The following is a 22,718-nucleotide window of genomic DNA, read 5'->3' on the forward strand; positions in this document are numbered from 1 at the left end:
ACCAACGAGAAGCTCGCTAATGCCCGGTTCGGCGTCGAGGTCGAGCAGTCCTACGAGGCGGCGCGCAGCTCGACCCAGGCGCGCGCAATCCTCACCGCCATCATCATCTTCATCGTGTTCGCCAGCGTCGTGGCAATCCTGTGGGTCGGCTCGCACGACGTCGCCAACGGCACGATGACGCCGGGCCGGCTCGGCCAGTTCATCCTCTATGCAGCGTTCGCGGCCTCCAGCCTCGGCCAGCTCAGCGAAGTCTGGGGCGAAGTATCTGCCGCGTCCGGCGCTGCCGAGCGGCTGTTCGAGATCCTGCGCGTCAAGCCGGAGATTGCCGCACCCGCCAAGCCGCGCGAGCTGCCGCTGCCGGTGCGCGGCGATGTGGCGTTCGACAATGTCAGCTTCGCCTATCCGACCCGGCCGGACTATTTGGCGCTGAACGGCCTAACGCTCTCGATCAAAGCCGGCGAGAAGGTTGCGATCGTCGGCCCCTCGGGCGCCGGCAAGAGCACGCTGTTCCACCTGCTGCTGCGGTTCTACGATCCGGTCGCCGGCAAGATCTCGCTGGACGGCGTGCCGATTACCGAGGCCGATCCGCAGGCGGTGCGCGAGCGCATGGCGCTGGTCCCGCAGGACTCGGTGGTGTTCGCCGCCTCGGCCCGCGACAACATTCGCTTCGGCCGGGACGAGGCCAGCGACGCGGACGTCGAGCGCGCCGCCCAGCAGGCCCACGCCACCGAGTTCATCCACCGCCTGCCGGACGGCTTCGACACCAAGCTCGGCGAGCGCGGCGTGATGCTGTCGGGCGGCCAGCGCCAGCGCATCGCCATAGCCCGCGCCATTTTACGCGACGCCCCGCTGCTGCTGCTCGACGAAGCGACTTCGTCGCTCGATGCCGAGAGCGAGACGTTGGTACAAACCGCCCTGCAGGGTCTGATGCGGGACCGCACCACCCTGGTGATCGCCCATCGCCTTGCCACCGTGCTGTCCTGCGACCGCATCCTGGTCATGGAACACGGCCGCATTGTCGAACAAGGCACCCACGCCCAGCTCGTCGCCCGCGGCGGGCTCTACGCACGGCTGGCGAAGCTGCAGTTCGAGGCGGCTTAGCGCTGCTATTCCGAGCGCGTCGGCTGGTCCGGATTTCGGGCGGCGTGACGAACCGCGTGGATAATGATCTCGCTCGCAGCGATCTCGTAGAAAACGAGATAGGGATAGGGGCTGGTTACCAGCCGCCGGATTGTGGGATCGGTAGCTCGGACGCCGATCTGCGGATGGTCTGGTAACAGCCCGATCATGGTCCGGATGCGCGCCTGGACGCGGCGGGCTCCCTGCGGCGACTGTTCTGCCAAGTAATCGAGAATCGAGGCGAGATCGGCAAGGGCCGGGGCTGTGAAGCGCAGCCTCACAGCCCGTGCTTGGCCCACACCGCGCGGATCTGTTCGTCCGTCGCAAATTCGCCGCGGACTGCTGCGGCTTTCGATCGCTGGATCGCCGAGCGTTCGTCGTCCGACAATGAAACCGTCGCGACGTCTCGGCTCGCAAGCTGCATGACTAGCCGGGCGATGTCGTCCTGCTCCTCCGCAGGCAGACTGCGGGCCATCTCCAGCGCCTGATCGAGCAACGTTGTCATCGGCGCAATGTAGCTAGTTTTGCGCGGCGGCGAAAGATCAGGGCCGCCACAGCATGTTCAGCACCGGGCGGCCGGAGCTGTTGGTTTCTTCGCCGGTGACGGCGAAGCCGTGGCGGCGGTAGAACTTGATGGCTCGGTAGTTGTCGGCGTTGACCTTCAGCGTCACCTCGCGCGGCGAGCGCAGCTTGACCTCGTCGACCAGCGCTTCGGCAACGCCCCAGCCCCAATGTTCCGGCTCGACCACGAGTTGATCGAGATAGCCGGCGGTGTCGATCGTCACGAAGCCGATCATGCCGCCGCTGTTTTCAGCGACGATGATCTCGGCCTTGGGGACCAGCTCAGTGCGCCAGCGTTCGCGCCACCAGTCGACGCGCTTGTCGAAGTCGATCGCCGGATAAGCCAGCCGCCAGGTGCGCAGCCACAGGCCGATCGCGGCGTCTTCGTCGTCGTTGCGATAGGGGCGGAGCGTGAAGGCGGTGGTCATCCGGGCTCATTCGTCATGCCTGGACTTGAACCGGGCAACTTGTCGGAAGCATTCGTCGGATGGAAGGCCGGGTCAAGCCCGGCCATGACGCTTTGATAACAGCGATGACTCACCGCTCCGTCAGCTTCAGCTCGATGCGGCGGTTGCGCTTGAAGGCGTCTTCGGTGTTGGCGGTGTCGAGCGGCTGGAATTCGGCGAAGCCGGCGGCGAGCAGGCGCTGCGCCGGCACACCGAGCGTGATCAGATATTGCACCACCGCGATGGCGCGGGCGCTGGACAGTTCCCAGTTCGACTTGAAAACGCCGGTGATCGGCCGCTTGTCGGTGTGGCCGTCGACGCGGATCACCCACGGGATCTCCTCGGGAATCTTCTTGCCGATCTCGATCAGCGCCTGCGCCACCTTGTCGAGCTCGGCGCGGCCTTCGGGCAGCAGCACCGCCTGGCCGGTGTCGAAGAACACCTCGGACTGAAACACGAAACGATCGCCGACGATGCGGATATCGGGGCGGTCGCCGAGGATGGCGCGCAGCCGGCCGAAGAATTCCGAGCGATAGCGCGACAGCTCCTGCACCCGCTGCGCCAGCGCGACGTTCAGGCGCTGGCCGAGATCGGCGATGCGGCCCTGGGATTCCTTGTCGCGCTTCTCGGACGCATCGAGCGCTTCCTCGAGCGCCGCGAGCTGGCGGCGCAGCGCGGCGATCTGCTGGTTCAGCACCTCGACCTGCGCCAGCGCCCGCGCCGAAATCTGCTTCTCGGAGTCGAGCGCCTTGCCGAGTTCGCCGGCGCGGCCGGCTGCATCATTGCCGGCGCCCGCGAGGCCGTCATACAGGCTCTTCACCCGGTCGCGCTCGCCCTCCGCCGCGGTGAGGCCGGCGCGAACCTGCGACAGCTGCTCCTCGAGGTTCAGCTTGCCGAGCTTCTCCAGCGACAGCAGGTCGTTGAGCTGGGCGATCCGGGCATTCAGTTCCTGCAGCGCCTTGTCTTTGCCGGTGACTTCCTGTGACAGGAAGAACTGCACGACGAGAAACACCGACAGCAGGAACACGATGCCGAGGATCAGCGTCGACAGCGCGTCGACGAAGCCCGGCCAGTAGTTGAACCCGACCTCCTGCCGCCGCCCGCGCCCGAGCGCCATCAGCTCTTCTCCCGCTGGCGCACCAGCGTGGCCAGCAGTTCCTTGATCTCGCGGTTCTGCTCGCCCTGGGCGTCGGCCCATTCGCGGATCATCTGCTGCTCGTTGCGCATGTGAGCGACGAGGTTCTGGATCGCGTCGGCGAGATTGGCCATCGCGGCCGTGGTGGCGCGGTTGGCGCCGCCGTCTTCCATCGTCAGCCGCAGCCGCTCGATCGCGGTCTGCAACTCCGCGCTGCCGGCCATCGTGCCCTCGGGCGCGGCGCCGCGCACCGTCGAGGCGAGCCAGTCTTCGAGGTCGGTATAAAAGCGGTTCTGCGCCTGGCTCGATTGCAGGTCGAGGAAGCCGAGGATCAGCGAGCCGGCGAGGCCGAACAGCGACGACGAGAACGAGATGCCCATGCCGCCGAGCGGCGCGGCGAGGCCTTCCTTCAGCGTGTCGAACAGCGAACCGGCATCGCCTGTCACCTTCAGTCCGCCGATCACCCCGCCGATCGAGCCGACGGTTTCGATCAGGCCCCAGAACGTGCCGAGCAGGCCGAGGAACACCAACAGGCCGGTCATGTAGCGCGAGATGTCGCGCGCCTCGTCGAGCCGCGTGGCGATGGAGTCGAGCAGATGCCGCATGATCTGCGGCGAGATCGAGATGCGGCCGCTGCGCTCACCGCCCAGGATCGCGGCCATCGGCGCCAGCAGCGTCGGCCGGCGGTCGAGTGCAAGGCCGGGATCGGCAAGCCGAAAATTATTGACCCAGGCGACTTCGGGATACAGCCGGATCACCTGCCGGAACGCCAGCACGATGCCGATCGCCAGCACCGCCAGGATCAGCGCGTTGAGCCCCGGATTGGCGAGGAACGCCGCCATCGCCTGCTTGTACAGCACGACTGCGACCAGCCCGCACAGCACCAGAAAGACCAGCATCCGCACCAGGAAGATCCGCGGCGACGACAGCTTGGTGAGTTCGATCTCCATCGCCGAGCGGGAAGAGGAGCCAGATGCCATCGCGCGTTCGTTCTCCGGTTTGCCGGAAGCGGCTGTTTCAACCAATATGGCACAGTGCAGCGCGGAAGGAAGTCTCACCAGAGGTTTTCCGCTACTCCTGCACCATCGCGCCGCCTTGGTTCGGCTGGTGAAACCGGACGTTCCACGCGACCGTATGTCGGCTGCATGGCGCGGGCATGAAGGACTTACGATGACGGCTTTGTATCTCGAAGCTCTGGTGGCGATCGCGATTGCGCTCGGCGTGCTGATGGCCGGCGCCTGGCTGGTGCAGCAGAAGACCGGCAACTCCGGCTGGGTCGACACCATCTGGACGTTCTCGCTCGGCCTCACCGGCGCCGCCGCGGCGTTGTGGCCGGTGGAGGGAGCAGCGCCGAATACGCGGCAGTGGCTGGTGGCGGCGCTGGTGGTCGCCTGGTCGGTGCGGCTCGGCTCGCATATCGCGGCGCGCACCCGCCACATCACCGACGACCCGCGCTACGCCGCCTTCGCCAAGGACTGGGGGGCGGATGCGCCGAAGAAGATGTTCGTGTTCCTGCAGCAGCAGGCCTACGGCTCGGTGCCGCTGGTGTTCGCGATCTTCGTCGCCGCCCGTGCGCCGGCAGGCCCTTTGCGGTTGCAGGATTGGCTCGGCCTCTTGATCCTCGCCATCGGTATCGCCGGCGAGGGGCTCGCCGACTCGCAGCTCAAGGCTTTCCGGGAAAATCCCGCCAACAAGGGCAAGGTCTGCGACGCCGGATTGTGGCGCTGGTCACGGCATCCGAACTACTTCTTCCAGTGGTTCGGTTGGCTCAGCTATCCGGTGATCGCGATCATATTTGCCGATCCCTTGTCCTATCCGTGGGGCTTCGCGGCGCTGCTGGCGCCGCTGTTCATGTACTGGATCCTGGTCCACGTCACCGGCATTCCGCCGCTCGAAGAACAGATGCTCAAATCACGCGGCGAGCGCTATAAGGCGTATCAGGCGCGGACCAGCAAGTTCTTCCCGCTGCCGCCCGGAGGGTAAGCTGGACTATGAGCTTTGTGTCTTCCATTATCGGCGTCGCAGAGCGCGTGCCGTTACCGGACGCGGTGATCCGCGCCGGCATTCAGCGGCTGTGCGCCCGGACCGCCTTGAAGCTGGCGCAGGGCAACGAGGCGGCCGACGCCGCCTTCGCCCGCGAGATGGCGTTGCGCGCTGTGGCCGAACACACCGATGCGGCGAACGCGCAGCACTACGAGGTGCCGGCGGCGTTCTTCGGCAAGGTGCTGGGTCCGAACCGCAAGTACTCGTCGTGCTTCTATCGCGAGGCCGACACCACGCTGGCGCAGGCCGAAGAGGAAGCGCTGCGGATCACGATGGAGCACGCCGATCTGCGCGACGGCCAGTCTGTGCTCGAACTCGGCTGCGGCTGGGGCTCGTTGTCGCTGGCAATGGCCCGGCATCTGCCGAGCTCGCGCATCGTCGCGGTGTCGAACTCGTCGTCGCAGCGCCACTACATCGAGAGCGAGGCGGCGGCGCGTGGCCTGCTCAATCTGCGGGTGATCACCTGCGACATGAACGCGTTCGAGCCGCACGAGAAGTTTGACCGCATCGTCTCGGTCGAGATGTTCGAGCACATGATGAACTGGCGCAAGCTGCTCGGCTGGATCCGGGGCTGGCTCAATCCCGGCGGGCTGTTCTTCATGCATATCTTCACCCATCGCAGCGGCGCCTATCTGTTCGACCGCGCCGATCGCGAGGACTGGATCGCGCAGCACTTCTTCACCGGCGGCGTGATGCCGAGCCACAAGCTGATCCGGCAATACGGCGACCTGTTCAGCATCGATGAGCAGTGGCGCTGGAGCGGTCGGCACTATCAGCGGACCGCCGAGGACTGGCTGACGAATTTCGACAAGCACGAGTCCGAGATCGCAACCATCCTGCGTCCGGTCTATGGTGACGACACCGCGCTTTGGATGCGGCGCTGGCGCTGGTTCTTCCTCGCGACCTCCGGCCTGTTCGGCTCTGCGGACGGCGACGAATGGGGTGTGAGCCACTACCGGTTGAAGCCAGTCTAGGCGTTCGCCGTCGCCAGCCTGCGATGTTGTGCCGCGGCGTGCGGCACGAGCTACTCACGAGCTGTTGAATTTCAACGCAGCGTTGCGGGCGCGCGGAAAATCGATTAACAATCAACTAACTACATCATCTGTTAGGTCCGGATCGGGGCATTGTTGCGGTTCGGAATTGATCCGGCGCAATGCGGCCAGAGGTACTCGCGTCTAGGTTTCCGGCTCAACAACGGCAGGAGATGTAGCGTGTATCTGGATTCGCTTGGTTCGCTTGTGTTGTTCCTGGCCTGTGCCGTCGCACCCGCGTTGATCGCGTATCTGGTTCTCGACGACATTCGCCAGCGCGTGTTCCGGCGGACGCAATTGCGGCAGCCGGAGCCGATGGTGCGGGCGGCGTCCGTGCCGATGCAGGCGCGTCGGTCCGGCTGGTTCGCCTGGGCGAATAGCTGAGCTTCGATGAAGCGCGGAGCACCCGCCGCGAGTGATCCGGGTGCAACTCATCAACCAACGACAGTGAGGGTGAAGCCTTGACCATTGTTGCATTGATCGCCGCGATCTACGTGCTGGTCGGCCTGATCGGCCTCGTCGCGCTGGTCTATGGCGGACGCGAGATGGTGTCCGAGACCGCGCGCTGGAAGCGGTTCGACGAGGCGCATTACTGGGACGCCGCCGCCGAAGACTGGCGGCCCCATGAGCATCTCGCCGCGGGACAGATGCGCTGAGGCAGCGCTTTCAGGAATCCGTCCTGATTCTGTTCGATCTGCCCTGTTCAAGATCTGCCGGCATCCACCTGATCGGGTGGGTGCCGGTTTTTTATTCGGCGCGATCAGCGACGAACTCGAGAATGTCGCCCGGCTGGCAGTCGAGCGCCGCGCAGATCCGTTCCAGCGTATCGAAGCGGATGCCCTTGACCTTGCCGGATTTCAGCAACGAGACGTTCTGCTCGGTGATCCCGATGCGCTCGGCGAGCTCCTTCGAGCGCATCTTGCGCTTCGCCAGCATGACGTCGAGATTGACGACGATCGCCATCGATTACACGAAGCTCGCATTCTCGTCGGCGAGCCGCGTTGCCTCGCGCATCACCGCCGCGACCGCGATCAGGACGCCGCCGACGATCACCGAGACGTAGTCGTTACTTGAAAAGGTCAGCACCAGCATCCGCTGACCGGCGGGATTGCTCAGCGACAACGCGAGGGCCAGAGCGGTCGCGGTGACCGGGCCGAGCAGGCCCTGCGCCAGCACGGCGATGCCGAAGCGCTGAAGGTGGGTTGCGGCCGCGGCGGTGAACACCCGGCCGCGCGCAAACTCGGCGAACAGCGCCCGCACATTGACCAGCCCCCACAGCATCACCACGACCGGCACGGCGATGATCACCGCCGCCAGCGCCTGATTGCCGGAGTCGAGCGGTAGCCGCGCGCCGATTTCGCCGAGCTTCGTCAGCAGGAGATTGCGGGTCCAGCTCGGGACCAGGAAGGCCGCGGCGATCAGAGCTACGATCAGCACGATCCCGATCGTCGTCACCCACTCCATCGCGCGCGACAGCCGCACCAGCCTGGCGGCCGCCGGGTCAGCCAGACCGAGCGGGGCGCCGGCAGATGTTCGTGCTTGCATCGGAAAGCTCCATCATCTATTTCGACATGAAATTATCGTAAAACGATAAATTATCATCGTCAAGATAGGATGGCGTGATGCGCTTCCCTGCTCTGTTCAAATCCGCTGCTGCCGCCATGGCGCTCTGCGCACTGACCGCCTGCAGTTCGGTTCCGGTGACTTCGATGGTCAAGCTGGCGCGTACAGATCTGGCGGCTACGGACCCGGCCGCGCTGCGCATTGCCGTGCGGCTGCCGCAAGGGCTGCGGCCGCGCCGCGTGACGCTGCGCGTCACCGTGGCGGTCGGCGCGGAGAAAAGCGAGCAGGCGTTCGTACTGGCCGATCTGGACGACCCCGGCGAACTGTTGTCGCTGGCCGGCGAAGTGACGAACGACAGCATGATCTACGCCTTCCGGATCGCGCCGGCCGACGTGCCGCGGCTGCTCGCCGTTCGCGACGAGATGGCGGCCCACAAGGCGAAGGGCGAGCGCGGCTCGCTCACCATCGGCGTCGGCGCCGAAGCGTGCCGGCTCGGCGCGCTGCCGGCCAAGACGCTGGTCACCACCTATCTGAAAACCGAGCGCACCGGCGACTTCTTCCCGCTGACGCGCGACGTCGATCTGCGCAAGGACATGCCGAAAGAAGCCGCCCCGGAGCGGATTCCGTTGTGCGGCTAATGCGAGGGCGGAATAACCTCTACCCGCGCGCGGGGAGAGGTCGACCGGTGAAGCCGGGCGGGTGAGGGGGCGTCTCCACGAGTTTGAGCGTCTCGACCTGCTAGTTTGTAAGTTCCGATGACCGCCATCCGCGCTCGGCCGCGTGGAAGGGCCCCCTCATCCCACCCTTCTCCCCGCGCGCGGGGAGAAGGAGCAGGCTGTGCCTGGGGCTGACTCTTTCGAAGCGAGTTGGTAGTTCGACGACTTGGGCTCAGCTCTTCGGACACGTCGGAGGCGTGTCGTCGGACCATTCCGGCGCGGCGAGATCGAGGTCGTCGAGGCCGAGCAGGCCGATGGCGCGCAGCGCGATGTGGTCGATCATCTCGCTGATCGAGCGCGGTCGCTGATAGAATGCCGGCGAGATCGGCGCGACGATGCCGCCGATTTCGGTGACCTGCGCCATGCTGCGGATATGCCCCAGATGCAGCGGCGTCTCGCGCAGCATCAGCACCAGCCGGCGGCGTTCCTTGAGCTGCACATCGGCGGCCCGCACCAGCAGATTGTCGAGCTGGCCCCCGGCGATCGCCGACAGCGTGCGCACCGAGCACGGCGCCACGATCATGCCGGCGGTGCGAAACGAGCCCGATGCGATGCTGGCGCCGACGTCTTCGAAGCCATGATGCCGCTGTACGAGCTCTGTGACATGGTCGAGCGCCTTCGGCCCGATCTCGTAGGCGATGGTGCGCTCCGCGGCCGACGACACCACGAGATGAATTTCGTAGTCGGTGGTGGCGAGCAGTTCGACCACGCGCAGCCCGACCGCCGCGCCTGACGCGCCGCTGATGCCGACGATGACGCGGCGCGGCGCGCTCATCGCAGCAGCCTGCGCGCCGCGGCGCTCGGCGTCGGCGCGGGACTGAGGCCGAGGCTGGTCCACATCGCATCGACCCGCGCGATGACGTCCTTGTCCATCTCCAGCACCTTGCCCCATTCGCGGTCGGTTTCGGTGCCGATCTTGTTGGTCGCGTCGATCCCGAGCTTGCCGCCGAGGCCGGATTTCGGCGAGGCGAAGTCCAGATAGTCGATCGGGGTGTCGCTGATCGACACCATGTCGCGCGAGGTGTCGCTGCGTGTCGACACCGCCCACATCACGTCGGCCCAGTCGCGGACATCGACATCGTCGTCGACGATGATCAGGAGCTTGGTATAGCTGAACTGCGGCAGCATCGACCACAGCCCCATCATCAGCCGCCGCGCCTGGCCGGGATAGCGCTTCTTGATCGATGCCACGGCGATCCGATACGAGCACGCTTCCGGCGGCAGCCACAGATCGACGATCTCCGGAAACTGCCGCCGCGCCACGGGCAGGAAGACGTCGTTGAACGCCTCGCCGAGCCGCGACGGCTCGTCCGGCGGCCGGCCCGTGTAGGTCGACAGGTAGATCGGATTGCGCCGCATGGTGATCGCGGTGATCCGCATTACCGGAAATTCGTCGACCGCGTTGTAGTAGCCGGTGTGGTCGCCATACGGCCCTTCCGGCGCGGTCTCGGTCGGCGACACGAAGCCTTCCAGCACGATCTCGGCGTCGGCCGGCACCTGCAGCGGGATCGACACGCACGGCGTCAGGCTCGGCCGCTCGCCGCTCAAGAGGCCGGCGAATTTGATCTCCGACACCGTTTCCGGCAGCGGCAGCACCGCGGAGAGGATCATCGACGGATCGGCGCCGATCACGATCGCGACCGGCATCTCGCGATTGCCAGCCTTCCACTGATGATGATGCTTGGCGCCGCCGCGATGCGCCAGCCAGCGCATGATCAGCCGGTCCTTGCCGAGCACCTGCATCCGATACACGCCGACATTGTCGGTGCCGTGTACTCCCGGCGCCGGCTTGGTGAAGACCAACCCCCAAGTGATCAGCGGCGCCGGCTCGCCCGACCATGGAATCTGCACTGGCAGCCGGCCGAGATCGACTGCGTCGCCGGTCAGCACCACCTCCTGCACCGATGCGGATTTGGCGACCCTCGGCCGCATCGCCAGCGCGGCCTTGGCCATCGGCAATTTGCTCAGCGCATCGGTGAGGCTCTGCGGCGGCGCCGGCTCGCGCATTTCGGCGAGGGCTTCGCCGAGCCGCGACAGATTTTCCGGCAGGATGCCGAGCCCCCACGCGACGCGTTCGACAGTGCCGAACAGATTGACCAGGATCGGCATCTGGGACGGCGTGCCGTCGGCCTTGATCGGGTGTTCGATCAGCAGCGCCGGGCCGCCGGCGTGCAGCACGCGGCGATGAATTTCGGTGAGGTCGTGGACCACCGACACCGGCTTGCGGATCCGGTGCAGTTGCCCGCGGGATTCCAGATAGGCGGTGAAAGCGCGGAGGTCCGGGAAGGGCGGTTTGACGCGGCTGAGCATGGTGTCTCCGTGCGGACACCTCTGGTCAGCATCTGCGATCGGAGCTGTCTTTGATCAGGCGCAAAGAAGTACCGGCGAGACCGTTTAAACGAATGGTTCCTCATAAGGTGGCTCATGTCGGTATCCAATTCGTCCGTCTCCAGGATGCCCGCGCCGCTTGCCCTCGCAACGCGGGTTCTGCCGCTGTTGCCCCTGCAGGTGTTGCTCGGCATTTGCCTGCGGGAGATCCGCAGTCGGCATCCCCGCATCTTCGATCGTCTCGGCACGCACACCGGCAAGCGCTACGGCCTCGCGCCGACCGATCTGCCGATCGCTTTCGTGCTCGAGCCGCGGCGGATGAATCCGCGCGTCACCGTGGTGCGCACGCTGCCGTCCAATATCGACGCGCGCATTGCCGGACCGTTGTCGGCGCTGATCGGCATGACCGACGGCTCCTATGACGGCGACGCGCTGTTCTTCTCGCGCGACATCGAGGTCGACGGCGACATGGAAGCCGTGGTGGCGCTGCGCAACGCGATCGACGACTCGCGCGTCGATTTCCTCAAGGAGTCGGTGGCGTGGTTCGGCCCGCTGGCGGCGCCGATCGAACGAATTCTGCGCAGCCTGGTGGGCGCGCAGCCGACCTATCGCGAAGAGATGGGCGTCGGAGGCGGAGGTTAGACTATGGAACTGATCTGTCCGGCCGGCACGCCCGCCGCGCTGCACGACGCTGTCGCGGCAGGCGCCGACGCGATCTATTGCGGCTTCAACGACGAGACCAATGCGCGCAACTTTCCGGGGCTGAATTTCAGCCGTCAGGAGATGCGGGAGTCGATCGCCCATGCGCATCGCTACGGCACCAGCGTGCTGGTGGCGATCAACACCTTTGCGCGTGCCGGCAATGTCGAACTGTGGCAGCGCGCCGTCGACGATGCGGTCGAGGCAGGCGCCGACGCAGTGATCCTCGCCGACGTCGGCGTGATGGACTATTGCGCGCGGACGCATCCGCAGCAGCGTCTGCACGTCTCGGTGCAGGCAGCCGCCGCCAATGCCGACTCGATCAGGTTCTACATCGACAGCTTCAACGCCAAGCGCGTGGTGCTGCCGCGCGTGCTCAGCGTGCAGGAAATCGCGGCGATCACCAAGGAGGTGAACTGCGAGACCGAAGTGTTCATCTTCGGCGGGCTGTGCGTGATGGAGGAAGGCCGCTGCTCGCTGTCGTCCTACGCCACCGGCAAGTCGCCCAATATGGATGGCGTGTGTTCGCCCGCGGCGTCGATCCAGTATCGCGAGCAAAACGGAGCGCTGGTGTCGCGGCTCGGCGAGTTCACCATCAACAAATTCGCCAAGGGCGAGGCAGCGGCCTATCCGACGCTGTGCAAGGGCCGCTACCAGACCGACGAAGGCTGCGGCTATCTGTTCGAGGATCCTGCCTCGCTCGACGCCACCACGATGCTGCCGGACCTGCGTGCGGCGGGCGTCGCGGCGCTGAAGATCGAAGGCCGCCAGCGCGGTCGCGCCTATATCGAGCGCGTGGTGAAAACCTTCAAGGACGTGCTCGGTGCGCTCGACGAGGGCCGGCCGCTGCCGGTCGACGCGCTGCGCGGCCTCAGCGAAGGCCAGTCCAACACCACCGGCGCCTACAAGAAGACCTGGCGCTAACTCTCGAACGCTGATCGCGTCCGGCGCGCCGCGCCGGCGATCGTTTGATCGATGCACAACGAGGCGACTCCCATGCAACTCACGCTCGGTCCGGTGCTGTACAACTGGAAGCCCGAGGAGTGGCGCGATTTCTATTTCCGCATCGCCGACGAAGCGCCGGTCGACACCGTGGTGGTCGGCGAGGTGGTGTGCTCGAAGCGCCAGCCGTTCCTCGAGCCGCACATCCCCGCGGTGGTCGAGCGCCTCGCCGGCGCCGGCAAGGCCGTGCTGATGGGCTCGCTGACGCTGATGTCGCTGCCGCGCGAGCGCAAGGCGATGGCCGAACTCGCCGCCGATGACAGCTTCCCGATGGAGGTGAACGACCTCACTTGCCTGGGCATGCTCGGCGGCAAGCCGCATGCGATCGGCCCTTTCGTCAACATCTACAACGAGGCGACCGCCGGTTACTTCGCCACGCGCGGCGCGACGCGGATCTGCCTGCCGCCGGAATTGCCGCTGTCGGCGATCCGCGCGATCGCGCGGTCGCAGCCCGAAGTGACGTTCGAAGTGTTCGCGTTCGGCCGCGTGCCGCTGGCGATCTCGGCGCGCTGCTATCACGCCCGGCTCAACAAGCTGTCCAAGGACAATTGCAAATTCGTCTGCGAGCAGGACCCCGACGGCCTCGCCGTGACGACGCTCGACGACGAGCCGTTCCTGGCGATGAACGGCGTGCAGACGCTGTCCTACACCTGCGCCAGCTTGCTCGGCGACATCGACAAGCTGAAGGATGCCGGTGTCGGCAGCCTGCGGCTGTCACCGCAGCAATGCGACATGGTGGCGCTGGCGAAGCTGTTCCGCGACGTGATCGACGGCAAGATCAGCGCGGCCGAGGGCGGGCAGCAAGTGGAGCAGCTCTACCCGCTGCGCAAATCCAACGGCTTCCTGTTCTCCAAGCCGGGCGCCGCGTTCATTACCGACAGCGGTGACGTGCGACGGATCGTTCCGGCGGCGTGACCGCACGGGACTGATTAGCACCATGGGCGTCGCCACAGTGCCTGCCATCGTCCTCCGCGAAGGCGTAGGATAGGGGCGGCGGCGCGCTAAAGCTGGGCTTTGCGATTTAGGGGCGCCCGCGCTTGCAGGCTACGAAGGCTTGTCCGCCGCGCAGTCGCGTATCGCCGCTCCGCCATCATCCGTAAGCGCCCTCCCAGGTCCCAGGTCCCAGGTCTTCTCACAGAAGTTAGGGGAGCCGATCGAAGCCTGGCAGCAACGCCGGGGGCGGGGGCCAGCTCGGTGACCAGTGCATGACATGAGGCAGCGAAGTTGCTGTGTCGCGACAGCGGTTCGGCCCCACTTTCTCCGGAACGGTCAATTTTGAACGCGCTTGGTGATTGCGACTACGTGTTAGTACGAGGTCAAAATTTCACCGATCCTCAATCGTTGATGTCGCATTTGATAAGCATCATTCCAAGCATAAGCCGGGTTCGATGCGCCTTACTCTCAAATTCTCGCTGATCGCCATTGTGTCGCTGCTCCTGATGATTGTGGCGGTTCAAGGTGTCGTCGCCGTCATGAAGATCCAGGCGGTCAATTCGCGGACCGAAGATATCGCGGTCAACTGGCTGCCGTCGGTCAAGGTGCTCGGCCAGCTCAAATATGCGGTCACCCGCGCGCGGCTGAGCGTGTTCCGGCAAGCTCTGGGCGATGCGCAGTCGCAGGACCGGCTCGGCAAGATCCTGGATGACCGCCTCGCGACGGTCGACAACCTGTCCAAGCAATATGCTCAGCTGATCACCGGTCCGGAGGAGCGAAAGCTCTGGGACGACTTCTCGGCGAAATGGAAGGCCTATCTCGACGAGCAGCGCAAGGTGATGGAGGTCGGTCCCGCGAACTTCATCAATGTCGATGACGCGAGGTCTCGGCCGCTGTTCGACGCGGCGCTGAAGGCGCTCGATGCCGACGTCGACTTCAACAATAACGGCGCGGCCAATGCGACGGTCGCGGCCAAGACCGGGTTCGACGAAGCCTGGTACATGATGGTCATCGTCAGCACGGTCGCGGTCGCCATCGGCATTGCGGCGATCCTGTTCGTGATCTTCTGGGTCGCCCGCGGCCTGACCGGTCTCAACGGCGCGCTCGGCCGGATGGCCGGCGGCCAGCTCGACATCGTGATCCCGGGCGCCGGCCGCGGCGACGAAATCGGCGACATGGCGCGCAACGTCACACGGATCCGCGAGAACGCCGAGCTGAAGGCACGCGAGGAGGCCGAGGCCAAGGCGCGGCAGGAGCACATCGCAGCCGAGCAGCGGAAGCAGGAACTGCTGGCGCTGGCGGACAATTTCGAGGGGGCGGTCGGCGAGATCATCGAGACCGTGTCATCCGCCGCCACCGAGCTCGAAGCCTCGGCCGGCACGCTCACGACCACGGCCGATCGCTCGCTCCAGATCGCCACCGAGGTCACGTCGGCGTCCGACGAAGCCTCGACCAACGTCCAGTCGGTAGCCTCCGCCACCGAGGAAATGGCCTCGTCGATCACCGAGATCAGCCGCCAGGTCCAGGCCTCGGCGCAGATCGCCGGAGCCGCGGTGGCTCAGGCGGAAAAGACCAACTCGCAGATCGGTCAGCTCGCATCGGCCGCCAACCGGATCGGCGATGTCATCGAACTGATCAACAACATCGCCGGCCAGACCAACCTGCTGGCCCTGAACGCCACGATCGAGGCGGCTCGGGCCGGCGAGGCTGGCCGCGGCTTCGCCGTGGTGGCTTCGGAGGTCAAGGCGCTGGCCGAGCAGACCGCCAAGGCGACCGGCGAGATCAGCCAGCAGATCAGCGGCATGCAGGCGGCGACCGGCGAGTCGGTCAACGCCATCAAGGAAATCAGCCTCACCATCAGCCAGATGTCGGAGATCGCCTCGACCATCGCGTCGGCGGTCGAGGAGCAGGGGGCCGCCACGCAGGAGATTTCCCGCAACGTTCAGCAGGCTGCGATGGGCACCCAGCGGGTGTCGTCGAACGTCTCCGACGTTCAGCGCGGCGCCGGCGAAACCGGCTCGGCTTCCGCCCAGGTGCTGTCGGCGGCCAAGTCGCTGTCGCGCGACCGCAACCTCCTGAAGCAGCAGGTCGGCAAGTTCCTGAACACGATCCGGGCGGCCTGACGCCGTCCGGCGGCGCTGGCGGGCCGCTTTAGCGGTCCGTCTCGCTCGTCAGCTCAGCGGCTTCAGAATCCGCGCCAGCGTGCCGTGGATGACCTCGTTGCCGGCGACGATGTCGCCGGTCTTCAGCACGTCGCCGCCGTTGATGTCGCCGACGGTGCCGCCCGCTTCGCGGATCATCACGATGCCGGCCGCGATGTCCCACGGCGACAGGTTGCGTTCCCAGTAACCGTCGAACCGGCCGGCGGCGACGGCCGCGAGGTCGAGCGAGGCGGTGCCGAAGCGGCGCAGGCCGGCGACCTTGGGCTGCAGCGCCAGCATCTCGCGCTGGTTCTGAGCGAAGTCGCCGCGGCCGATATGTGGCAGGCCGCAGGCGATGACGCAGTCGTGCAGCTCGCGGCGGCCGGCGACGCGCAGTCGGGAGTCGTTGAGGAATGCGCCCTTGCCGCGCTCGGCGATGTACAGCTCTTCGTTGGCCGGATTGTAGATCACGCCCGCGATCGGAACGTCCTCGCGCACGAGGCCGATCGAGATCGCGAAGTGCGGGATGCCGTGCAGGAAGTTGGTGGTGCCGTCGAGCGGATCGACGATCCAGGTGTGGCTCTTGTCGCTGCCTTCGCGGGAGCCGCCTTCCTCGCCGAGGAAGCCGTAGCCGGGCCGCGCCTTGGCGAGGTCGTCATACAGCATCTCTTCGGCGCGCTTGTCGGCCTTCGACACGAAGTTCGCCGGCCCCTTGAGCGACACCTGCAGGTTCTCGAGCTCGCCGAAATCGCGCTTGAGGCTGCGGCCGGCGCGGCGCGCGGCCTTGACCATGACGTTGATGAGAGCGGAAGGGATCATGGCGGTCTCGAAACGACCTGCGGCAGGTCTGACAGAGGAATTTGCGGGGGATGGACGGGCCGAAGGGGTGCCCTGCGCGGGCCGCGCCGTCAAGCCTCGATGACACGCCGGATCAGGTGCGGGGACGCCTGATCATTTGGCGCCGAGCCATTTGCGGGCGGCGTCCTGGGCCTTGGCGCGGTCCTCGGGGCTCAGCTGGGCCTGGGCTTCGTCGAGCATCAGGTCGCCCTTGCCGGAGGTCTTGGCCACCAGATGCCATTTGATGGCCTCGACCGGATCGCGCGGCGCGCCCTGGCCGCTGAACAGCACATGGGCGAGGCGGTTCTGGGCGATCGGATTGTTGGCCTGCGCGGCCTTGCGCAGCAGCGCCACCGCCGCGACCTCGTTCTTCGGCGTGCCGGTGCCGTTGTACAGCGCGATGGCATATTCGACCTCGGCGGCGACGTTGCCGGCGACCGAGGCGGCCTGCAGCAGCCGCACCGACTGCTCGATGTTCTTCTCGACGCCGGTGCCCTCCTTGTAGAAGGTCGCCAGCGCATATTGCGCCTCGGGATTGCCGGCATCGGCCGCCACCCGCAGCAGCTCGGCGGCGCGCTTGAGGTCCTGCGGGAAGGTCTGGCCGTCGAGATACAGCAGCGCCAGATTATAGGCCGCCTTGGGCTCGCCGAGCTTGGCTGAGGACGCCAGCCATTTGGCGGCTTCCTCGCGATTGGCTGGCCCGCCGCCGCGTCCCGCCATGCGGGCCATCGCCAGCGCGAACATCGCCTCGCGGTCGCCCAGATCGGCGGCGCGCCTGTACCATTCCACCGCCTTGTTGTAGTCGCGCTTGGTGCCGAGCGCGTTGGCGTAGAGTTCGCCCAGCATGGTCATCGCCTTGGGGTCGCCCTGCTCCTGGGCGCGCTTCATCGCCAGGTCGAACGCGGTCTTGTAGAAGCCGCGCTGATAGGCGCCGTACACCAGATCGACATTGGGGTCGTCCGCGGCTGCATCGGCCCCCTCCGCGGGCGTGCCGGGCTTGGCAGGGCCGCCCTTGTCGGCGGCGGGCTTCTTGGCCTTGTCCTTATCGGCGGGCGCCGCAGCGGGCTTGGCGGCGGCTTTGGGCGCGGGAGCCGGCTTGGGCTTCGGCTTCTCCGGCTCGATCGGCTTCGGAAACGGATTGGGCGGCGGCGGCGTCAGCGACAGTTGCGCCGACGCCGTGGTGGCGAACAGCAGCACGGTCGCGGCAAGCGAGATCGGGCGCAGCGATTTCATCGATCATCCCCGCGAGGCTGGGGCCGCTTCGGCGGCCGCCGCATAGCCCCGCTTCAGCGCCGCTTCCGCGTCCGCCAGGACAGCCGCCTCAGCGCCGGGTTCGGCCCAGACGAGGTCGCCGACCAGCACGAAATCGGCGCCGGCCGCCGCGAATTCCTCGACCTCGTCGCGCGACAGCGCGTAGACGACGCAAGGCGGCTCGAACAGCTCGGCCCACCAGTTCAGCCGCTCGGCGATCGCATCGGACGACGGCCGGGTGCCGTCGTCGGCCGGTTCGCCGAACAGCACGTAGTCGGCGCCGGCTTCGCCGGCCATCATGGAATCGTGGCGGGTCGGCAGGCCGCCGACGCCGGCGATCCGCGACGGCTGCAATTGCGGCAGCCATTCCTTCATTTCGCCGAGGCCGGTCAGGTGGGCCCCGTCGGCGCCGCCGCGTGCCACCAGGTCGGCATGGCTCTCCAGGAGCAGCGCGGCGCCGCCCGCCTGCACCACGCCCGCCACCGCCTTGGTGCGCGTGATCAACGTCCTCGGATCGGATGGTGCGAGCCGCAGCAGCACCGCCGCGATATCGGCAGCGGCGAGCAGGCGCGGCAGCACCGCGAGCAGGGGAGCGGGATCAGCGAGCACCGGCGTCGCGAGGTAGAGACGCGGCGCCGGACGAGGCGGGGCAGGCTTGGCGGCCATCGAGGCTATGCGGCTTTCTTGCTTTCGAGCGACGAGCTCCACTCGCCCTTGCTGGCGAGCGAATTCATCTTGGCCCGATGGGTGAACGCGGCCTGGCCGGCCGCGACATTGTCGACCTTGCCCGACCACGCCTTCTGCGGCGCGGCCTGCAGGGCGCGGCCGTAGGAGAACGTCAGGCCCCAGGGCAGGCCGCCGATCTTGTTCATGGCGTCGAGATGCGCGGTGGCTTCCTCGTCGGACTGGCCGCCCGACAGGAACGCGATGCCCGGCACCGCCGACGGCACACACGACTTCAGCAGCTTGACGGTCTTCTCGGCGACTTCCTGAACCGAAGCCTGCTTGGACGACTTCTTGCCGGCGATCGCCATGTTGGGCTTCAGGATCATGCCCTCGAGCGCGACGCGCTGGAAGTAGAGCTGCTGGAAGGTTTCTTTCAGCACCCACTCGGTGACGTTGTAGCAGGTGTCGATGTCGTGGGCGCCGTCCATCAGCACTTCCGGCTCGACGATCGGCACGATCTGGGCCTGCTGGCACAGCGCGGCGTAGCGCGCCAGCGCGTGCGCGTTGGTCATGATCGCCGTGTGGGTCGGAACGCCGCTCGCGGAATCGATATCGATCACCGCGCGCCATTTCGCGAAGCGCGCGCCCTGCTTGTAGTACTTGTCGAGACGCTCGGCGAGCTTGTCGAGACCGACGGTGATCAGTTCGCCCGGGCAGCCCGGCAGCTTCTGGGTGCCTTCATCGACCTTGATGCCGGGGATGGAGCCGGACTGCTCGATCAGCTTGACCAGCGGCGTGCCGTCGGCGGCGTTCTGCCAGATGGTTTCGTCGTACAGGATGACGCCGGAGATGTACTCGCTCATGGCCTCTTTGGAGCGGAACATCATCTCGCGATAGTCGCGGCGGTTGGTTTCGGTGGACTCGACGCCGATCACGTCGAACCGCTTCTTGATGGTCCCGGAGGATTCGTCGGCCGCAAGGATGCCCTTGCCGGGCGCGACCATCGCCCGGGCAATCTTGTTGAGGTCGGCGAGGTTCATCAACGTCTCTCCTATGAGGTGTTTTTGTTGGTTGGAAGGCAGCGGACAGGGTCTTAGACGAAAGCCGAGATGAGGGTCTTAGACAATGCCCAGGAAAATGGCGAGGGCGCGATTGACCGCGGAGATGTCTTCGGGGGAGAGGCGGCCGATGCGTGAACGGATTCGGTGAGGTGCGACTGCCGTGATCTTGTCCACCATGATCTGAGACAGATGCCGGAGGCCGTTATCCGGGGCCGGCTCGACTGAAACGCGGATCACGTCGATATCGCGCAATTCTGTGGTGAGCGGTAAGACCACGATCGAGGGGACTTCATCGAAATCCTCGTTCTGGACAACAACAGCGGGTCTGGGCTTGCCATAGTCGCCTTGCATGGCGACCAGAACGATGTCGCCTCGGGTCACTTCCAGCCTTCTGGATCGTACCAGTCTTCAATTTCGGCGAGAATCTGCTGCTCGTGAGGATCGTTCGCGATCAATTGGCACTGCCGCTTGATCTCGGCCTTCCATTCCGCCGACTTGTAGTTCTCGGGAACCCAGATCGTCGCTGGCTTCAGCCCCATCGCCTTCATCTTCTCGCGGTGACGGCGGACGCGTTCGGCGCTGAGGCTGCGCGGCTTGTCGGCACGCTGGGCCTTAGCGGCCGTGCGCTTGCCGGTGGCCGGCTTGTCGACCTTCCTGTCCATCGGGACTGCCTCCATCCGAAGCGTTACATGTAACGCAACATAGGCCCCGGAAGGCGGGCTCGCAAGCCGGCGCGGAGGCGCCGGCCGCGAGCCTTACTTCGCCCGCAGCACTTCGACGCCCGGCAGCGGCTTGCCTTCCATCCACTCCAGGAAGGCGCCGCCGGCGGTCGAGATGTAGGTGAAGTCGTCGGCCACGCCGGCGTGGTTGAGCGCCGCGACGGTGTCGCCGCCGCCCGCCACCGAGATCAGCTTGCCGTCCTTGGTGCGCTTGGCGGCGTGCTTGGCGGCCTCGACGGTGCCCTTGTCGAACGGCGTCAGCTCGAACGCGCCGACCGGGCCGTTCCAGACCAGCGTGGCGGCGTCATCGATCGCCGCGTGGATGCGCTCGATCGAGCGCGGGCCGACGTCCAGGATCATGGCGTCGTCCGGAATCGCGTCGAGCCCGTAGGCGAAGGACGGCGCGTTGGCTTCGAAGTGATAAGCCACGGTTGCGTCGACCGGCAGGATGATGGCGCAGTTCGCGGCCTCGGCCTTGTTCATGATGCGCAAGGCAGTCTCGGCCAGATCCTTCTCGCACAGCGACTTGCCGACTTTGACGCCCTGCGCATGAAGGAACGTGTTGGCCATGCCGCCGCCGATCACCAGCGCCTGCACCTTGGTCACCAAGTTTTCCAGCAGGTCGATCTTGCTCGACACCTTGGCGCCGCCGACGATCGCGATCACCGGCTTGGTGGGGGCTTCCAGCGCCTTCTCCAGCGCAACCAGTTCAGCCTGCATGGTGCGGCCCGCATAGGCCGGCAGCTTGTGGCCGAGGCCTTCGGTCGTCGCATGCGCACGGTGCGCCGCCGAGAACGCGTCGTTGACCCAGATATCACCGAGCTCGGCGAGCTTGGCGACAAAGGCCGGATCGTTCTTCTCTTCTTCCGGATGGAAGCGGGTGTTCTCGAGGCACAGGATGTCGCCGTCCTTCATGGCGGCGATCGCCTTGGCGGCGGGTTCGCCGACGCAATCGTCGGCAAACGCGACGGGTTTCTTGATCACCTCGGCGAGCGCAGCGGCGACCGGCTTCAGCGAGTTCTTGTCGTCGCGTCCCGTCGGCCGGCCGAAATGCGCCAGCAGGATCACCTTGCCGCCCTTACCGGCGATCTCGGTGATGGTCGGCGCGACGCGGTCGAGCCGGGTGGTGTCGGTCACCTTGCCGGCGTCCATCGGCACGTTGAGATCGACGCGCAGCAGCACGCGTTTGCCTTTGACATCGACGTCGTCGAGGGTGCGGAATGATTTGGTCATGATGAACCCGTGCCTGGGGTGTCATCCTTCGAGACGCCTCGCTGCGCTCGGCCGCTCGGGATGAGGATTACGACACCGCGAGGACTAACACCCCCCGCGTTCAGATGCGCTTCTTCATGGTGAGGCGCGGGCAAGGCCCGCGTCTCACCATGCGAAGACGCGTAGTTAGTTCGTCAGATCAGCTTGCCCATCGCCACGGCGGTGTCGGCCATGCGGTTGGAGAAGCCCCACTCGTTGTCGTACCACGACATCACGCGTACCAGCGTGCCGTTCTGCACCTTGGTCTGGTCCATGTGGAAGGTGGACGAGTGCGGATCGTGGTTGAAGTCGATCGAGACGTTCGGCGCGTCGGTGACGCCGAGGATGCCCTTCAGCTCCTGCGACGCCGCGCGGCGGATCGCGTCGTTGATCTCTTCCTTGGTGGTGGCCTTCTTGGCGATGATCTTGAGGTCGACCACCGAGACGTTCGGGGTCGGCACGCGGATCGCGACGCCGTCGAGCTTGCCCTTCAGCTCGGGCAGCACCAGGCCGATTGCCTTCGCGGCACCGGTCGAGGTCGGGATCATCGACATCGCGGCGGCGCGGCCGCGGTAGAGATCCTTGTGCATGGTGTCCAGCGTCGGCTGGTCGCCGGTGTAGGCGTGGATCGTGGTCATGAAGCCGGTCTCGATGCCGACGGTGTCGTTCAGCACCTTGGCGACCGGTGCCAGGCAGTTCGTGGTGCACGACCCGTTCGACACGACCATGTGGTCCTTCGACAGCGTCTCGTGATTGACGCCATAGACGATCGTCGCGTCCGCGCCGTCCGACGGAGCCGAAACGAGGACGCGCTTGGCGCCGGCGGTCAGCAGCGCGGCGGCCTTGTCGCGGGCGGTGAAGATGCCGGTGCATTCCATCGCGATGTCGACGCCGATGTCCTTGTAGGGAAGCGCCGACGGATCCTTGATGGCCGTGACCTTGATCTTGCCACGGCCGATGTCGAGCGCGTCGCCGTCGACCTTGACCTCGTGCGGGAAGCGGCCGTGCACCGAGTCGAAGCGCAGCAGATGGGCGTTGGTCTCGACCGGGCCGAGGTCGTTGATCGCAACGACTTCGATGTCCTTACGGCCGGACTCGTAGATCGCCCGCAGAACGTTGCGGCCGATACGGCCAAACCCATTGATCGCGACCCGGACTGCCATCCAACTTCTCCTCGGTGCTAATGATACTCAATTGTCATGGGGAGAGGGGTTCC

27 protein-coding genes are annotated in these 22,718 nt (G+C 66.2%); 10 read left to right on the plus strand and 17 right to left on the minus strand.

Annotated elements, in window-relative coordinates:
• The coding region (locus tag ACOJTD_RS21630; protein WP_420134919.1) for an ATP-binding cassette domain-containing protein at nt 1-1,101 on the plus strand (1,101 nt) is incomplete at its 5' end.
• 5 nt (nt 1,102-1,106) lie between these two features.
• Here the strand turns inward: ACOJTD_RS21630 and ACOJTD_RS21635 are convergent.
• The 5 genes from ACOJTD_RS21635 to ACOJTD_RS21655 all read right to left on the minus strand — a co-directional run bounded on the left by ACOJTD_RS21635 (nt 1,107) and on the right by ACOJTD_RS21655 (nt 4,241).
• On the minus strand, nt 1,107-1,400 hold the full coding sequence (locus ACOJTD_RS21635) for a type II toxin-antitoxin system RelE/ParE family toxin (protein WP_420134920.1): 294 nt from the start codon (nt 1,398-1,400) through the stop codon (nt 1,107-1,109).
• Nucleotides 1,397-1,624 carry a hypothetical protein gene (locus ACOJTD_RS21640; RefSeq protein WP_420134921.1) on the minus strand — a complete coding sequence of 76 codons (228 nt, stop codon included), beginning with the start codon at nt 1,622-1,624 and terminating at the stop codon, nt 1,397-1,399. The genes ACOJTD_RS21635 and ACOJTD_RS21640 overlap by 4 nt, the downstream gene beginning before the upstream one ends.
• A 37-nt stretch (nt 1,625-1,661) precedes the next feature.
• Nucleotides 1,662-2,108 carry a GNAT family N-acetyltransferase gene (locus tag ACOJTD_RS21645; RefSeq protein ID WP_420134922.1) on the minus strand — a complete coding sequence of 149 codons (447 nt, stop codon included), beginning with the start codon at nt 2,106-2,108 and terminating at the stop codon, nt 1,662-1,664.
• A 109-nt stretch (nt 2,109-2,217) separates the two neighbouring features.
• The gene (locus ACOJTD_RS21650) at nt 2,218-3,243 is read right to left on the minus strand and encodes a peptidoglycan -binding protein (RefSeq protein WP_420134923.1); all 1,026 of its coding nucleotides are present in this window, start codon (nt 3,241-3,243) and stop codon (nt 2,218-2,220) included.
• Complete coding sequence (locus tag ACOJTD_RS21655; protein WP_420134924.1) at nt 3,243-4,241, minus strand: flagellar motor protein MotA; 999 nt, start codon at nt 4,239-4,241, stop codon at nt 3,243-3,245. The genes ACOJTD_RS21650 and ACOJTD_RS21655 overlap by 1 nt, the downstream gene beginning before the upstream one ends.
• Before the next feature lie 190 nt (nt 4,242-4,431).
• Here ACOJTD_RS21655 and ACOJTD_RS21660 point away from each other — a divergent pair, with 190 nt between their 5' ends.
• The 4 genes from ACOJTD_RS21660 (at nt 4,432) to ACOJTD_RS21675 (ending at nt 6,991) form a co-directional block, all read left to right on the plus strand.
• Nucleotides 4,432-5,244, plus strand: coding sequence for a DUF1295 domain-containing protein (locus ACOJTD_RS21660; protein WP_420134925.1), 813 nt, complete (start codon nt 4,432-4,434; stop codon nt 5,242-5,244).
• An 8-nt stretch (nt 5,245-5,252) separates the two neighbouring features.
• Nucleotides 5,253-6,278: a class I SAM-dependent methyltransferase gene (locus ACOJTD_RS21665; RefSeq protein WP_420134926.1), complete on the plus strand. Its 1,026-nt coding sequence runs from the start codon at nt 5,253-5,255 to the stop codon at nt 6,276-6,278.
• Nucleotides 6,279-6,515: 237 nt separating this feature from the next.
• The gene (locus ACOJTD_RS21670; RefSeq protein ID WP_420134927.1) at nt 6,516-6,719 is read left to right on the plus strand and encodes a hypothetical protein; all 204 of its coding nucleotides are present in this window, start codon (nt 6,516-6,518) and stop codon (nt 6,717-6,719) included.
• A gap of 77 nt (nt 6,720-6,796) precedes the next feature.
• Nucleotides 6,797-6,991 carry a hypothetical protein gene (locus tag ACOJTD_RS21675; RefSeq protein WP_378387654.1) on the plus strand — a complete coding sequence of 65 codons (195 nt, stop codon included), beginning with the start codon at nt 6,797-6,799 and terminating at the stop codon, nt 6,989-6,991.
• 91 nt (nt 6,992-7,082) lie between these two features.
• Here the strand turns inward: ACOJTD_RS21675 and ACOJTD_RS21680 are convergent, their stop codons facing one another.
• Entirely contained in the window at nt 7,083-7,298 is a 216-nt protein-coding gene (locus ACOJTD_RS21680; protein ID WP_420134928.1) for a helix-turn-helix domain-containing protein, read from the minus strand.
• Between the two features lie 3 nt (nt 7,299-7,301).
• Complete coding sequence (locus tag ACOJTD_RS21685) at nt 7,302-7,880, minus strand: DUF2975 domain-containing protein (protein ID WP_420134929.1); 579 nt, start codon at nt 7,878-7,880, stop codon at nt 7,302-7,304.
• A gap of 77 nt (nt 7,881-7,957) precedes the next feature.
• Between ACOJTD_RS21685 and ACOJTD_RS21690 the strand changes: the two genes are divergently transcribed.
• Nucleotides 7,958-8,536: a hypothetical protein gene (locus ACOJTD_RS21690; RefSeq protein ID WP_420134930.1), complete on the plus strand. Its 579-nt coding sequence runs from the start codon at nt 7,958-7,960 to the stop codon at nt 8,534-8,536.
• 250 nt (nt 8,537-8,786) lie between these two features.
• On the opposite strand, the gene ACOJTD_RS21695 is transcribed toward ACOJTD_RS21690, so the two are convergent.
• Both ACOJTD_RS21695 and ACOJTD_RS21700 read right to left on the minus strand, forming a co-directional pair.
• Nucleotides 8,787-9,389: a UbiX family flavin prenyltransferase gene (locus ACOJTD_RS21695; RefSeq protein WP_420134931.1), complete on the minus strand. Its 603-nt coding sequence runs from the start codon at nt 9,387-9,389 to the stop codon at nt 8,787-8,789.
• Entirely contained in the window at nt 9,386-10,924 is a 1,539-nt protein-coding gene (locus ACOJTD_RS21700) for a UbiD family decarboxylase (RefSeq protein ID WP_420134932.1), read from the minus strand. Before ACOJTD_RS21700 ends, ACOJTD_RS21695 begins: the two co-directional genes overlap by 4 nt.
• Before the next feature lie 114 nt (nt 10,925-11,038).
• Here ACOJTD_RS21700 and ubiT point away from each other — a divergent pair, with 114 nt between their 5' ends.
• The 4 genes from ubiT to ACOJTD_RS21720 all read left to right on the plus strand — a co-directional run bounded on the left by ubiT (nt 11,039) and on the right by ACOJTD_RS21720 (nt 15,699).
• Nucleotides 11,039-11,584 (plus strand): ubiquinone anaerobic biosynthesis accessory factor UbiT, encoded by a 546-nt coding sequence (gene ubiT / locus ACOJTD_RS21705; RefSeq protein WP_420134933.1) that lies wholly within the window; start codon nt 11,039-11,041, stop codon nt 11,582-11,584.
• Nucleotides 11,585-11,587: 3 nt separating this feature from the next.
• Nucleotides 11,588-12,565: a ubiquinone anaerobic biosynthesis protein UbiU gene (gene ubiU, locus ACOJTD_RS21710; RefSeq protein ID WP_420134934.1), complete on the plus strand. Its 978-nt coding sequence runs from the start codon at nt 11,588-11,590 to the stop codon at nt 12,563-12,565.
• Nucleotides 12,566-12,637: 72 nt separating this feature from the next.
• Nucleotides 12,638-13,558, plus strand: coding sequence for a U32 family peptidase (locus tag ACOJTD_RS21715; protein WP_420134935.1), 921 nt, complete (start codon nt 12,638-12,640; stop codon nt 13,556-13,558).
• Nucleotides 13,559-14,031: 473 nt separating this feature from the next.
• Nucleotides 14,032-15,699: a methyl-accepting chemotaxis protein gene (locus tag ACOJTD_RS21720; protein ID WP_420134936.1), complete on the plus strand. Its 1,668-nt coding sequence runs from the start codon at nt 14,032-14,034 to the stop codon at nt 15,697-15,699.
• Nucleotides 15,700-15,747: 48 nt separating this feature from the next.
• Here the strand turns inward: ACOJTD_RS21720 and ACOJTD_RS21725 are convergent, their stop codons facing one another.
• The 8 genes from ACOJTD_RS21725 to gap form a co-directional block, all read right to left on the minus strand.
• Complete coding sequence (locus tag ACOJTD_RS21725) at nt 15,748-16,536, minus strand: inositol monophosphatase family protein (protein ID WP_420134937.1); 789 nt, start codon at nt 16,534-16,536, stop codon at nt 15,748-15,750.
• A gap of 132 nt (nt 16,537-16,668) precedes the next feature.
• Nucleotides 16,669-17,787 carry a tetratricopeptide repeat protein gene (locus ACOJTD_RS21730; RefSeq protein WP_420134938.1) on the minus strand — a complete coding sequence of 373 codons (1,119 nt, stop codon included), beginning with the start codon at nt 17,785-17,787 and terminating at the stop codon, nt 16,669-16,671.
• Nucleotides 17,788-17,790: 3 nt separating this feature from the next.
• Nucleotides 17,791-18,471 (minus strand): thiamine phosphate synthase, encoded by a 681-nt coding sequence (locus ACOJTD_RS21735; RefSeq protein ID WP_420134939.1) that lies wholly within the window; start codon nt 18,469-18,471, stop codon nt 17,791-17,793.
• A gap of 5 nt (nt 18,472-18,476) precedes the next feature.
• Nucleotides 18,477-19,511, minus strand: a complete 1,035-nt coding sequence (locus ACOJTD_RS21740) for a class I fructose-bisphosphate aldolase (RefSeq protein WP_420134940.1) — start codon at nt 19,509-19,511, stop codon at nt 18,477-18,479.
• 78 nt (nt 19,512-19,589) lie between these two features.
• Nucleotides 19,590-19,913, minus strand: coding sequence for a type II toxin-antitoxin system PemK/MazF family toxin (locus ACOJTD_RS21745; RefSeq protein ID WP_420134941.1), 324 nt, complete (start codon nt 19,911-19,913; stop codon nt 19,590-19,592).
• Nucleotides 19,910-20,194, minus strand: a complete 285-nt coding sequence (locus tag ACOJTD_RS21750; RefSeq protein WP_420134942.1) for an antitoxin MazE family protein — start codon at nt 20,192-20,194, stop codon at nt 19,910-19,912. Before ACOJTD_RS21750 ends, ACOJTD_RS21745 begins: the two co-directional genes overlap by 4 nt.
• Before the next feature lie 93 nt (nt 20,195-20,287).
• Nucleotides 20,288-21,484, minus strand: a complete 1,197-nt coding sequence (locus ACOJTD_RS21755) for a phosphoglycerate kinase (protein WP_420134943.1) — start codon at nt 21,482-21,484, stop codon at nt 20,288-20,290.
• Between the two features lie 173 nt (nt 21,485-21,657).
• Nucleotides 21,658-22,665: a type I glyceraldehyde-3-phosphate dehydrogenase gene (gene gap, locus ACOJTD_RS21760; protein WP_420134944.1), complete on the minus strand. Its 1,008-nt coding sequence runs from the start codon at nt 22,663-22,665 to the stop codon at nt 21,658-21,660.
• Nucleotides 22,666-22,718: the final 53 nt, after the last annotated feature.

The organism is Rhodopseudomonas sp. (assembly GCF_048594845.1).
Classification (GTDB): domain Bacteria; phylum Pseudomonadota; class Alphaproteobacteria; order Rhizobiales; family Xanthobacteraceae; genus Rhodopseudomonas.

What these genes read in the sequence shown, in the direction of transcription:
- ACOJTD_RS21640 (WP_420134921.1), bottom strand. Translation starts at nt 1,624, where the DNA reads ATGACAACGTTGCTCGATCAGGCGCTGGAGATGGCCCGCAGTCTGCCT.
- ACOJTD_RS21645 (WP_420134922.1), bottom strand. Translation starts at nt 2,108, where the DNA reads ATGACCACCGCCTTCACGCTCCGCCCCTATCGCAACGACGACGAAGAC.
- ACOJTD_RS21650 (WP_420134923.1), bottom strand. Translation starts at nt 3,243, where the DNA reads ATGGCGCTCGGGCGCGGGCGGCGGCAGGAGGTCGGGTTCAACTACTGG.
- ACOJTD_RS21655 (WP_420134924.1), bottom strand. Translation starts at nt 4,241, where the DNA reads ATGGCATCTGGCTCCTCTTCCCGCTCGGCGATGGAGATCGAACTCACC.
- ACOJTD_RS21660 (WP_420134925.1), top strand. Translation starts at nt 4,432, where the DNA reads ATGACGGCTTTGTATCTCGAAGCTCTGGTGGCGATCGCGATTGCGCTC.
- ACOJTD_RS21665 (WP_420134926.1), top strand. Translation starts at nt 5,253, where the DNA reads ATGAGCTTTGTGTCTTCCATTATCGGCGTCGCAGAGCGCGTGCCGTTA.
- ACOJTD_RS21680 (WP_420134928.1), bottom strand. Translation starts at nt 7,298, where the DNA reads ATGGCGATCGTCGTCAATCTCGACGTCATGCTGGCGAAGCGCAAGATG.
- ACOJTD_RS21685 (WP_420134929.1), bottom strand. Translation starts at nt 7,880, where the DNA reads ATGCAAGCACGAACATCTGCCGGCGCCCCGCTCGGTCTGGCTGACCCG.
- ACOJTD_RS21690 (WP_420134930.1), top strand. Translation starts at nt 7,958, where the DNA reads ATGCGCTTCCCTGCTCTGTTCAAATCCGCTGCTGCCGCCATGGCGCTC.
- ACOJTD_RS21695 (WP_420134931.1), bottom strand. Translation starts at nt 9,389, where the DNA reads ATGAGCGCGCCGCGCCGCGTCATCGTCGGCATCAGCGGCGCGTCAGGC.
- ACOJTD_RS21700 (WP_420134932.1), bottom strand. Translation starts at nt 10,924, where the DNA reads ATGCTCAGCCGCGTCAAACCGCCCTTCCCGGACCTCCGCGCTTTCACC.
- ubiT (WP_420134933.1), top strand. Translation starts at nt 11,039, where the DNA reads ATGTCGGTATCCAATTCGTCCGTCTCCAGGATGCCCGCGCCGCTTGCC.
- ubiU (WP_420134934.1), top strand. Translation starts at nt 11,588, where the DNA reads ATGGAACTGATCTGTCCGGCCGGCACGCCCGCCGCGCTGCACGACGCT.
- ACOJTD_RS21715 (WP_420134935.1), top strand. Translation starts at nt 12,638, where the DNA reads ATGCAACTCACGCTCGGTCCGGTGCTGTACAACTGGAAGCCCGAGGAG.
- ACOJTD_RS21720 (WP_420134936.1), top strand. Translation starts at nt 14,032, where the DNA reads ATGCGCCTTACTCTCAAATTCTCGCTGATCGCCATTGTGTCGCTGCTC.
- ACOJTD_RS21725 (WP_420134937.1), bottom strand. Translation starts at nt 16,536, where the DNA reads ATGATCCCTTCCGCTCTCATCAACGTCATGGTCAAGGCCGCGCGCCGC.
- ACOJTD_RS21730 (WP_420134938.1), bottom strand. Translation starts at nt 17,787, where the DNA reads ATGAAATCGCTGCGCCCGATCTCGCTTGCCGCGACCGTGCTGCTGTTC.
- ACOJTD_RS21735 (WP_420134939.1), bottom strand. Translation starts at nt 18,471, where the DNA reads ATGGCCGCCAAGCCTGCCCCGCCTCGTCCGGCGCCGCGTCTCTACCTC.
- ACOJTD_RS21740 (WP_420134940.1), bottom strand. Translation starts at nt 19,511, where the DNA reads ATGAACCTCGCCGACCTCAACAAGATTGCCCGGGCGATGGTCGCGCCC.
- ACOJTD_RS21750 (WP_420134942.1), bottom strand. Translation starts at nt 20,194, where the DNA reads ATGGACAGGAAGGTCGACAAGCCGGCCACCGGCAAGCGCACGGCCGCT.
- ACOJTD_RS21755 (WP_420134943.1), bottom strand. Translation starts at nt 21,484, where the DNA reads ATGACCAAATCATTCCGCACCCTCGACGACGTCGATGTCAAAGGCAAA.
- gap (WP_420134944.1), bottom strand. Translation starts at nt 22,665, where the DNA reads ATGGCAGTCCGGGTCGCGATCAATGGGTTTGGCCGTATCGGCCGCAAC.